Here is a 10,356-nt window from a genome sequence, read left to right as displayed (position 1 = left end):
CGGCGGCACCCGTGACGGCGGCGGTCTGGGCGGCGGCCGCCGCCGCGGCCAGCTTGGCCGCCTTGCGGCCGCGCCACCCGAGGGACGGCTTGCCCTCCGTGTCCGCCGCCGCGATCAACAGTCCGCCGAGCAGGCCGACGTTCTTGAAGAAGTGGATCTTCTGCTCACCCCTGCGCTGCTCGTCGGTCTCCTCCCAGAAGCGGTGGCCCGCGAGCGTGGTGGGGATCAGCGACGCGGCCAGCGCCGCCGACGCGAGGCGCGGGCACTTGCCCAGCGCGAGCAGCGAGCCCGCGACGACCTTGACGCCCCCGTCGATCTTGACCAGGAGCTCGTCGTCCGGCCGCCGCTCGATCGGTGCGACCTCCATCACCTTGTCGGCGACGGCATCGAGCACCGGCTTCGCCGCCTGCGCGTGGCCCTCGGGTGCCTTCAGCGCGTTGATGCCGCCCTGGATGAACAGAGCGGCCAGCATGGGTCGGGCAAGTCGTCGAAGGAGCATGTCGAGCGCTTCCCCGCGCTGAGGGAACCCAAACGCTGTATCGATCAATAATCAGGTGACATCATGCCCCGGTGACGACGAGCAGGCTGGCCATCGGACTCGACATCGGCGGTACGAAGATCGCGGGAGCCGTGGTCGACGAGCGCGGAACCGTGGTGTGCGAGCTCGTCGAGCCCACTCCCGCCGAGTCCGACGCCGCGTCGGTCACCGAGGTGCTGCTCGCGATGATCGAGCGGATGCGCGCCGAGCACGACGTGCTGACGATCGGCGTCGGGGCCGCCGGGATCGTCGAGTGGCCCGCCGGGCGGATGCTGTGGGCACCCAACAACGCCTACCGCGACTGGCCGGTGCGCGAGCAGCTGGAGAAGGCCACCGAGCTGCCCGTCACCGTGGACAACGACGCCAACGTCGCCGCGCTGGCCGAGGCCCGGCTGGACGAGCCGTACCCGAACATGGTGTTGGTGACCGTCGGCACCGGAATCGGCGGCGGCCTCGTGCTGGACGGGCGGATCTACCGCGGGCCGACCGGGCTCGGCGCGGAGCTGGGCCACATGATCCTCAACCCGGACGGGCCGCGCTGCGGCTGTGGCAACCACGGCTGCTTCGAGGCCTACGCCTCCGGCACCGCGCTCACACGGATGGGGCGTGACGCGGCCGCCGACGACCCCGACGGGCTCATCGCCCGCATCGGCGCCGCGGACGGCGAGGTCACCGGGCACACCGTGGTGAAAGCCGTGCAGCAGGGCGACGAGGTGGCGCAGGCGCTGTTCGCGCGGCTCGGGCGCTGGCTCGGGGTCGGCATCGCCTCGCTGGCCAACATCTTCGAGGTGGACGCCGTCGTCGTCGGCGGCGGGCTGGTCGAGACCGGCGAGCTGCTGCTGGCGCCGGCGCGGGCGGCCGCCCGCGAGTTCGCCTACGGCCCGACCGCCCGCGGGGTGGCCCCCGTCGTCCCGGCCACGTTCGGCGGCGACGCCGGCAAGATCGGAGCGGCGCTGCTCGCGCTCGACCACATCTGAGCTGCACTCGGGTGCCGGCGAACGGGACGCCGCCGACGTACCGGCGTCGGCGGCACCACCACCGCCGGCCGCCGCTCGATAGGCTGACGGCCGTGGCACTCGCACTCGGTCCCGTCCTGCGCCACGTGGGCGAGACCACTGCGTCCGTCTGGGTGCAGACCGACAGGCCCGCGACCGTGTCGGTGCTGGGGTGCGCCGTGCAGACGTTCGAGGTGTCCGACCACCACTACGCGCTCGTGCCCGTCAACGGCCTGGAGCCCGACAGTCGCACGCCCTACCAGGTGGAGGTCGACGGCGAGGTCGTGTGGCCCCCGTCGCCCAGCCCGTTCCCGCCGAGCCTGATCCGCACCCGCGGCCCGGAGTCGCACGACCGCAACCGGATCATCTTCGGGTCCTGCCGCTATGCCAAGGTGTCCGACCAGAAGCTCGCCGCCCAGCTCGGCATCGACGCGCTCGACGCCTACGCCGCGCGGATGGCCCACCGCGACCCGCAGGAGTGGCCGGACGCCCTGCTGCTGCTCGGTGACCAGGTCTACGCCGACGAGCTCACGCCGCGGAACCTCCGCCGCATCGCCGGCCGCCGTGACCGGCACCCGGACTGGCCCGACGACGAGATCGTGGGCTTCGACGAGTACGTGGGCCTCTACCAGGACTCCTGGTCGGACCCGGAGATCCGGTGGCTGCTGTCCACCGTGCCCACGGCGATGATCTTCGACGACCACGACGTGCGCGACGACTGGAACACCTCACAAGCGTGGCGGGACCAGATGCGGGCCACCCCGTGGTGGCGCGAGCGCATCCGCTCGGCGCTGGCGTCGTACTGGGTCTACCAGCACATCGGCAACCTGCCCTCCACCGATCTGACGGCCGATCCCGACTACCGGAAGATCGTCGAGCACGACGGGGACGCCTGGCCGCTGCTCGTCGAGCTCGCCGACCGCGCCGACGCCGAGACCGACGGCACGAAGGGAGTGCGCTTCAGCTTCCGCTGGGACCTCGGCCACAGCCGGTTCATCATGATCGACTCCCGGAACGGCCGCATCCTAGAGGACGGGATGCACCTGATGCTGGGCGAGTCGGAGTTCTCCTGGATCGAGGAGCAGGCCACGGCCCAGGGCCAGGTGGACCATCTCGTGCTCGGCACGTCGATCCCCTGGCTGCTGCCCCACGCGATCGGCGACCTCGAGACGGTCAACGAGATCGCCGCAGCGCGTCCCGGCTGGCGCGGCCGGCTGGCCGAGGGGATCCGTCAGGCCGCCGACCTCGAGCACTGGGCGGCGTTCCGGGCGTCCTTCGACCGGCTCACGGCCATGATCGGCCGCGCGGCGGCGGCCGGCCCGGCCACCGTCAGCGTGCTCTCCGGCGACGTGCACCACAGCTACGTCGCCCGCGCCGCGCTGCCGGGCGACCCGCCGGCACCCGTCCACCAGCTCACCTGCTCGCCCGTGCACAACAAGATCCACTGGTTCGTCCGGCCGGGTTTCAAGCTGGGCTGGTCGCGGATGGCCCGGCGTCTCGCGGAGCGGTGGGCGGCCCGGGTGGGTGCGCCGCCGAAGCCGGTGTCGTGGGAGCGGCTGTCCGGGCCGCTGTTCGGCAACATGATCGCCACGCTGGACATCGACGGCCAGCACGCCGAGGTGTTCTTCGAGCAGCCGCTGTCGGCGGCGTCGCTGTCGGAGCGCGCGAGGCTCTCGCTGACCGGATGACGGCCCGGGTCAGCCCGGTTGCGCGGCCTGGGCCGCGAGACCGCGCACGATCAGATCGAGCCCGAACGCGAAGCGCTCCTCGCCACTGCCGGCCATGAGCTCAGGAGCGAGCGCGCTCATCACGGGGAAGCGATCGACCGGAAGCGCCGAGAAGTAGCGCCCGACCTGCTCGTAGTAGTCCCCCGGCTCCCGCCCGGCGCGCTGCCGGTCGACGTGCAGCGCCCCCTCGACGGCGTTGGCGGCCACGTACAGCCCGACGACGTCGACGGCCCACGCGACGGCCTGGTCGGGCACCCCGCCGGCACGCAGGATCGCCATCGTCACCTCGGAGACGCGCAGCGCATGCGGCCCGAGCGGGACGCGGCCGAGCGCGACGCGGGCGATGTCGCCGTTGCGGGCCAGCGCGGCGTGCGAGTCGGTCCAGACCTGCGTGAGCTGCTCCTGCCATCGGGACGGGTCCGGCTCGGGCAGCGGGATCTCGGCGACCACCTCGTCGAACAGCAGCTCGAGCAGCTCGTCCTTGTGCGCGACGTGGGCGTAGAGCGATGCCGCGCCCGTGCCCAGCTCGGTGGCGACCCGGCGCATACTCAGCGCGTCGATGCCCTCGGCGCGCAACACCTTGAGCCCGGCGCCCACGATCGCGGACCTGCTGAGCGAACGGCGCGGCGCGGCCGGCTTGCGGGGGGTCCACCAGGGCGGCTCGGGGAGCGCGTCGGCGGCGGTCATGAGCGGAAGCCTAGTTGACGCGAACGACGTTCGCTAGTAGAACGTCGTTCGTCAACGAACAGCGTTCGAAAGGCTCGCCATGAGCACCTCCCACGCTCCGCCCTACCCGACCACCACCGCGACCGCGGCCTACCCCCTGCGCTGGCTCGCGCTGGCCGCCGTCCTCACCGCCGAGATCATGGACCTGCTCGACGCGACGATCGTCGGGATCGCGGCCCCCTCCATCCAGGCCGACCTCGGCGGCGACACCACCGTCATCCAGTGGATCGCCGCCGGCTACACGCTCGCCTTCGCCGTCGGGCTCATCACCGGCGGCAGGCTCGGCGATCTCTACGGCCGACGCCGAATGTTCCTCGTCGGACTCGTCGGGTTCGTCGCGGCGTCCGCACTGTGCGGGCTCGCCGTCTCCCCCGCGATGCTCGTGACGAGCCGCGTCGTGCAGGGCCTCTTCGGCGCCGTGCTCATCCCCCAGGGGTTCGGACTGATCAAGTCGATGTTCCCGCCCCGCGAGCTGGGCGCGGCCCTCGGATCGTTCGGGCCTGCGATCGGGCTCTCCGCCGTGGGCGGGCCGATCCTCGCCGGCGCCCTCATCGCCGCCGACCCGGCCGGACTGGGCTGGCCCGCGATCTTCCTGATCAACGTGCCGATCGGGCTGGCGTGCCTGGTGCTCGCGTGGCGCGTGCTGCCGGAGTCCCGCGCCGAGCACGGCCCACGGCCCGACCCGGTGGGCATGCTGCTGGTCACGGTAGGCCTGGTGCTGTTCGTCTTCCCGCTGGTGCAGGGCCGCGAGCTGGGCTGGCCGGGCTGGGTGTTCGCGCTGCTCGCGGCGGCGGTACCGGTGCTGGCGGTGTTCGCGCTGCACCAGGTGCGCCGCAGCCGGGCCGGGCGGTCGCCGCTCGTCGAGCCCGGGCTGTTCCGGATGCGCGCGTTCTCCGGCGGCCTGCTCGTCGGCATCGTCTTCTTCGCCGGGATGACCGGCCTGATCCTCGCGCTCAGCCTCCACCTCCAGCTCGGGCTCGGCTTCACCCCGCTCGCGGCAGGCGTCACGCAGGCGCCGTGGGCACTGGGGACGGCGATCGGGGCCGTCGTCTGCGGCGCCGGGCTCGGGCGGCGGTTCGGCCGCCCGGTGCTGCAGGTCGGGGCCGTCGTGATGGCGGCGGGCATCGGCGTGCTGCTCGCGACCCTGACCGACGGACAGGTCAGCGGCTGGCAGCTGGCGCCCGGGCTGTTCATCTGCGGGTTCGGGATGGGTCTGCTGGTAGCGCTGCTGTTCGACATCGTGCTGGCCGGAGTGAGCCTGCCGATGGTCGGCTCGGCCTCCGGCGTCCTCAACGCGAACCAGCAGCTCGGCAGCGTCGCGGGCGTCGCCGTGCTCGGCACCGTGTTCTTCCAGCTCTTCGAGGCGGGCGACCCGCTCGCCGCGATCCGCGCGGTGTTGTGGGCCACGGCCGCGCTGGTGCTGCTGGCCGGCGCGCTCGCGCTGCTGCTCCCGCGGCGGGCTCGGGACGAGGAGTAGCCCGGGCGCTGACGCGCTCGTGAGTGGAGAACGCCGCTCTGGCGACGTTCTGCACTCACGGGCACTCAGAACGGTGCGCTCCAGCCAGGGTCGTCCACACGGCCGCGTCGCCGAGCACCTGCAGACGAGTGTCGTCGGCGGGGATGCGGCGCATGGCCGCCAGCAGGAGGTCGACGGCCGCGCCGCGGACGGCGGCGGAGCCCTTCCCGTGCCCGTGCTCCCAGCTGATCCCGGACGCCCCGCCGCGCACCATCCACTCGCCGTCGGCGCCGAGCCCGTCGTCGGTGGCGTGCAGGTGCAAGGTGGCGTCACCGGCGAGCAGCGGGCGGTCCGCGTCGGCCCGCCGCGCGGCGAGCAGGGACAGCCACTCGCTCACGCCGTCGGCGGCCAGGTCGGCGTCGACGGCGTAGGGCACGCCGAGCGCGAACGCGGCGTCGGCGCGGTGCACCACCGACTCGTGGAGCCTGCGCCGCACCCACCACGCGGCGGGCCGGGGACCGGTGAACGTCCAGACCTCGGTGTCCGCGCCCGTCGCCGCCACGGCGTCGAGCAGGAGCCGGCTACTGTCGATCAGCCAGACGACCGCGGCCTCGACGTCGGCGGGCGGCTTCCCGTCCGGCACGGACCTCATGTCGACGCGCGCGTCGGCCCGCTGAGCCACGATCGCGGCCGCCCACCGGTGCCCGCGCCCCACGTGGGTGAGCAGATTGCGCAGTGACCAGCCCGGACAGGCCGGCACCGCGGTCTCCGGATCGGCGTCGCCAACAAGTTCACCGAGCAACCGGTCCTGCTCGATCAGGGCACGGGCGTGATCCATATGGGGAACCGTAACCGTCTCGTCGACGGCGAAGGGTGGGGTGGCCGCATGCGCGTCGAACCGACCGGGTAGGAAAAGGCATATGGCGCCAGACAAACGGGAATGGACGGTCCCCGCCCCTCTCCGGGCGCTCCTGTGGTGGCCCCCGACGGCCTTCGTACTGGTGATGGTCGCACCCGACGCCGCGGCGGCCTCGATCGCCGGGTCGGGGATCACGCTGATGGCGCTGGGCGCATTCGCTCCCGTGCTCGACAGGCGCCTGCGCCGCCCGGTTCCCGCCGCCGGGCCGGACCACGACCCGCCGACCGTCGAGATGCCGACGATCGAGATGCCGCGCGCCGGCCGCGCCGCCTGAGCCCCCACTCACCCAAGCGCCAGCAAGGTGGCGATACCGCCGCCCAGTGGCAGTATCGCCACCTTGCTGGCATCTCGGCGGGTCGTCCACCGCCGCCCGCTGACGCGCCCCGTGATCGCGATGTGACAGCCCGCACCCGGACAAGTCTGGCTTCCGATACTAGGATGTCCTAGTAAATCCTCGCCCTCCGGTCAGAGAGGACAGCGGAATGGCCGAGCTGCACGTACCCACCCACCCGGTCCGGTTCGTCACCGCCGCCAGCCTGTTCGACGGCCACGACGCCGCGATCAACATCATGCGGCGGATCCTGCAGCGCCAGGGCGCCGAGGTGGTCCACCTCGGGCACAACCGCTCGGTCGACGAGGTGGTGGCCGCGGCGATCCAGGAGGACGCCCAGGGTGTGGCCATCAGCTCCTACCAGGGCGGCCACGTCGAGTACTTCTCCTACCTCGTGGAGCTGCTGCGCGAGCGCGGCGCCGGACACGTGAAGGTCTACGGCGGAGGCGGCGGCGTCATCGTCCCGGCCGAGATCGAGCTGCTGCACTCCCGCGGCGTCGCCCGCATCTTCTCCCCCGAGGACGGCCAGCGCCTCGGGCTGCCCGGGATGATCAACACGATGATCCGGGAGTGCGACGTCGACCTCGCCGCGGCACCCCCGGAGTCGTTCGACGGCCTGTTCGCCGGCGAGCACGCCACGCTCGCCCGCACGCTCACCCTCGCCGAGGCCGGGCGGCTGCCCGACGCGGTCCGCGAGCGCACGCCCGCACGTCCGGTGCCGGTGCTCGGGATCACCGGCACCGGTGGGTCCGGCAAGTCGAGCCTCACCGACGAGCTGGTGCGCCGCTTCCGGCTCGACCAGGAGGACAAGCTCCGCATCGCCGTGCTCGCCGTCGACCCCACCCGCCGCCGCGGCGGCGGCGCGCTGCTCGGCGACCGCATCCGGATGAATTCCCTCACCGGCGAGCAGGTCTTCTTCCGGTCGATGGCCACCCGCGGCACCGAGGGCACCCTGCCCGAGCACCTCGGCGATGCGATCGCCGTGCTCAAGGCGGCCGGGTTCGACCTCGTGATCGTCGAGACGCCCGGGATCGGCCAGGGCGACGCGGGGATCGTGCCGTTCGTCGACCGCTCGCTCTACGTCATGACACCGGAGTTCGGCGCGGCGTCGCAGCTCGAGAAGATCGACATGCTCGACTTCGCCGATGTCGTGGCGATCAACAAGTTCGAGCGCCGCGGCGCGGAGGACGCCCGCCGCGACGTGAGCCGCCAGCTCGTGCGCAACCGCGAGGCGTTCGGCGCCTCCTGGGAGGACATGCCGGTCTTCGGCACCAGCGCCGCCACCTTCAACGACGACGGCGTGAGCGCGCTGTACCACCACCTGCGCGACCTGCTCGCCGAGAACGGGCTGACCGTCGGCGAGGGCAGGCTGCGCCGGGCGGACCGCAAGACCTCCACCGAGTACGCGGCGGTCATCCCGCCCCAGCGCACGCGCTACCTCGCCGAGATCGCGGAGACGGTGCGCGGCTACCACGCCGACACCGCGCAGCACGTCGACGCCGCGCGGAAGCGCCAGCACCTTCGCACGGCCCGTGAGCTGGTGGGCGAGGCCGTCGACGAGGCGCTGCGGCGGGCGGAGGAGGCGCTCCCGGCCGCGTCCGCGGCGCTGCTGGGCGAGTGGCCGCAGGTCGTCGACGCGTACTCCGGCGACGAGATGGTCGTGAAGGTCCGCGACAAGGAGATCCACACCCAGCTGACCCGCGAGACGCTCTCTGGCAACAAGGTGCCGCGGGTGTCGCTGCCGCGGTTCACCGAGGACGCGGAGCTGCTGCGGTTCCTGCGCAAGGAGAACCTGCCCGGGAAGTTCCCGTACACGGCCGGGGTGTTCGCGTTCAAGCGCGAGGGCGAGGACCCGGGGCGCATGTTCGCCGGTGAGGGCGACGCGTTCCGCACCAACCGGCGCTTCCGCCTGCTGTCGGAGCACTCGGACGCGAAGCGGTTGTCCACGGCGTTCGACTCCGTCACCCTCTACGGCCACGACCCGGGCACCCGCCCCGACATCTACGGCAAGGTCGGTACCTCCGGCGTCTCGATCGCGACGCTCGAGGACATGGAGGTGCTCTACAGCGGCTTCGACCTCACCTCGCCCAGCACGTCGGTATCGATGACGATCAACGGCCCCGCTCCGACGATCCTCGCGTTCTTCCTCAACACCGCGATCGACCAGCAGCTCGCGAAGTTCCGGGACGAGGAGGGCCGCGAGCCCGACGCCGCCGAGCGCGAGGAGCTGGAGGCGTTCGCGCTCGCCAACGTGCGGGGCACGGTGCAGGCCGACATCCTCAAGGAGGACCAGGGCCAGAACACCTGCATCTTCTCCACCGAGTTCTCGCTGCGGATGATGGCCGACATCCAGGAGTGGTTCATCCAGCACCGGGTGCGAAACTTCTACTCGGTGTCGATCTCCGGCTACCACATCGCCGAGGCCGGGGCGAACCCGATCAGTCAGCTCGCGTTCACGCTCGCCAACGGGTTCACGTTCGTGGAGAGCTACCTAGCGCGCGGCATGGACATCGAGGACTTCGCCCCCAACCTGTCGTTCTTCTTCTCCAACGGGATGGACGCGGAGTACTCGGTGATCGGCCGGGTGGCGCGGCGGATCTGGGCGGTGGCGATGCGCGAGCGCTACGGCGCCAACGAGCGCTCGCAGAAGCTGAAGTACCACGTGCAGACGTCGGGGCGGTCGCTGCACGCGCAGGAGATGGACTTCAACGACATCCGCACCACCCTGCAGGCGCTCTGCGCGCTCTACGACAACGCGAACTCGCTGCACACCAACGCGTTCGACGAGGCCGTGACCACCCCGACGGAGTCGTCGGTGCGGCGGGCGATGGCGATCCAGCTGATCATCAACCGCGAGTGGGGCCTGTCGATGAACGAGAACCCGCTGCAGGGGTCGTTCATCATCGACGAGCTCACCGACCTCGTCGAGGAGGCCGTGCTCGCCGAGTTCGACCGCATCTCCGAGCGCGGCGGCGTGCTCGGCGCGATGGAGACCGGCTACCAGCGCGGCAAGATCCAGGACGAGTCCCTGCTGTACGAGCACCGCAAGCACGACGGCACGCTGCCGATCGTCGGCGTCAACACGTTCGTGCGCGACACCTCCACGGCCGCGCCGGAGGAGATCGAGCTCGCTCGCGCCACCGAGGAGGAGAAGCAGAGCCAGCTCTCGCGGCTCGCCGACTTCCAGGCCCGGCACGCCGGCGAGGCCGAGGCCGCGATCCGGCGCCTGCAGGACGTGGCGACCGGCGACGGCAACGTGTTCGACGAGCTGATGAAGGCCGCGCGGGTCTGCTCGCTGGGCCAGCTCACCGAGGCGTTCTTCGAGGTGGGCGGGCAGTACCGGCGCAACATGTAGCGGGGTCGCGGCGGATCCCGCCCGATCGGCGTTCCGAGAGACGCGGGTTGGCTGGACGTGCGCTGATCAAGGCACTGCGGTCGTCCTGAATCGAGGAAGAAACGGCATCAGCGCCTTGATCGACGGGGGCCACCCCGCGAGCGCGCGGACTCGGCACCGGCCTCCGCGGTGCTCGGAGTCAGGTCAGGCGGCGGTCGCGACAGCCTGGGCCAGCTGCGCCCCGGTCGCGCCCGCCAGCTCCATGGCCTCGCGCCGCACCTCGGCGGCGCGCGGCCGCAGCGTCTCCATCGCGGGGTTGACGTCGGGGGG

Annotated in this window: 8 protein-coding genes; 5 read left to right on the top strand and 3 right to left on the bottom strand. The window is 72.1% G+C overall.

All coding sequences use genetic code 11. The annotated features are described in order from the left end of the window. On the bottom strand, positions 1 to 472 hold a 472-nt coding region (locus KME75_RS36160), incomplete at its 3' end, for a DoxX family protein (RefSeq protein ID WP_246633525.1). Positions 473 to 570: 98 nt separating this feature from the next. Here KME75_RS36160 and KME75_RS36155 point away from each other — a divergent pair. Both KME75_RS36155 and KME75_RS36150 read left to right on the top strand, forming a co-directional pair. Next, positions 571 to 1,515, top strand: coding sequence for an ROK family protein (locus tag KME75_RS36155; RefSeq protein WP_219419445.1), 945 nt, complete (start codon positions 571 to 573; stop codon positions 1,513 to 1,515). 92 nt (positions 1,516 to 1,607) lie between these two features. Continuing rightward, positions 1,608 to 3,221 (top strand): alkaline phosphatase D family protein, encoded by a 1,614-nt coding sequence (locus KME75_RS36150; protein WP_219419444.1) that lies wholly within the window; start codon positions 1,608 to 1,610, stop codon positions 3,219 to 3,221. Positions 3,222 to 3,230: 9 nt separating this feature from the next. Here KME75_RS36150 and KME75_RS36145 read toward each other — a convergent pair whose 3' ends face one another. Further along, positions 3,231 to 3,947: a TetR/AcrR family transcriptional regulator gene (locus tag KME75_RS36145; protein ID WP_219419443.1), complete on the bottom strand. Its 717-nt coding sequence runs from the start codon at positions 3,945 to 3,947 to the stop codon at positions 3,231 to 3,233. Positions 3,948 to 4,026: 79 nt separating this feature from the next. Between KME75_RS36145 and KME75_RS36140 the strand changes: the two genes are divergently transcribed. Continuing rightward, on the top strand, positions 4,027 to 5,463 hold the full coding sequence (locus tag KME75_RS36140; RefSeq protein ID WP_219419442.1) for a DHA2 family efflux MFS transporter permease subunit: 1,437 nt from the start codon (positions 4,027 to 4,029) through the stop codon (positions 5,461 to 5,463). Between the two features lie 55 nt (positions 5,464 to 5,518). Here the strand turns inward: KME75_RS36140 and KME75_RS36135 are convergent, their stop codons facing one another. Continuing rightward, positions 5,519 to 6,280, bottom strand: a complete 762-nt coding sequence (locus KME75_RS36135) for a maleylpyruvate isomerase family mycothiol-dependent enzyme (RefSeq protein ID WP_219419441.1) — start codon at positions 6,278 to 6,280, stop codon at positions 5,519 to 5,521. Between the two features lie 166 nt (positions 6,281 to 6,446). Here KME75_RS36135 and KME75_RS36130 point away from each other — a divergent pair, with 166 nt between their 5' ends. Together KME75_RS36130 and icmF are read left to right on the top strand one after the other, a co-directional pair. Beyond that, on the top strand, positions 6,447 to 6,635 hold the full coding sequence (locus tag KME75_RS36130) for a hypothetical protein (RefSeq protein ID WP_219419440.1): 189 nt from the start codon (positions 6,447 to 6,449) through the stop codon (positions 6,633 to 6,635). Positions 6,636 to 6,843: 208 nt separating this feature from the next. Beyond that, positions 6,844 to 10,047: a fused isobutyryl-CoA mutase/GTPase IcmF gene (gene icmF / locus KME75_RS36125; RefSeq protein WP_219419439.1), complete on the top strand. Its 3,204-nt coding sequence runs from the start codon at positions 6,844 to 6,846 to the stop codon at positions 10,045 to 10,047. The last annotated feature ends 309 nt before the right edge of the window (positions 10,048 to 10,356 follow it).

Origin of the sequence: Pseudonocardia nigra (genome assembly GCF_019396355.1) — a bacterium.
GTDB classification, from domain to species: Bacteria; Actinomycetota; Actinomycetes; order Mycobacteriales; family Pseudonocardiaceae; genus Pseudonocardia; species Pseudonocardia nigra.
The sequence above is the reverse complement of the archived record's forward strand: the minus strand, read 5'-3'. Positions and strand labels throughout refer to the sequence as shown.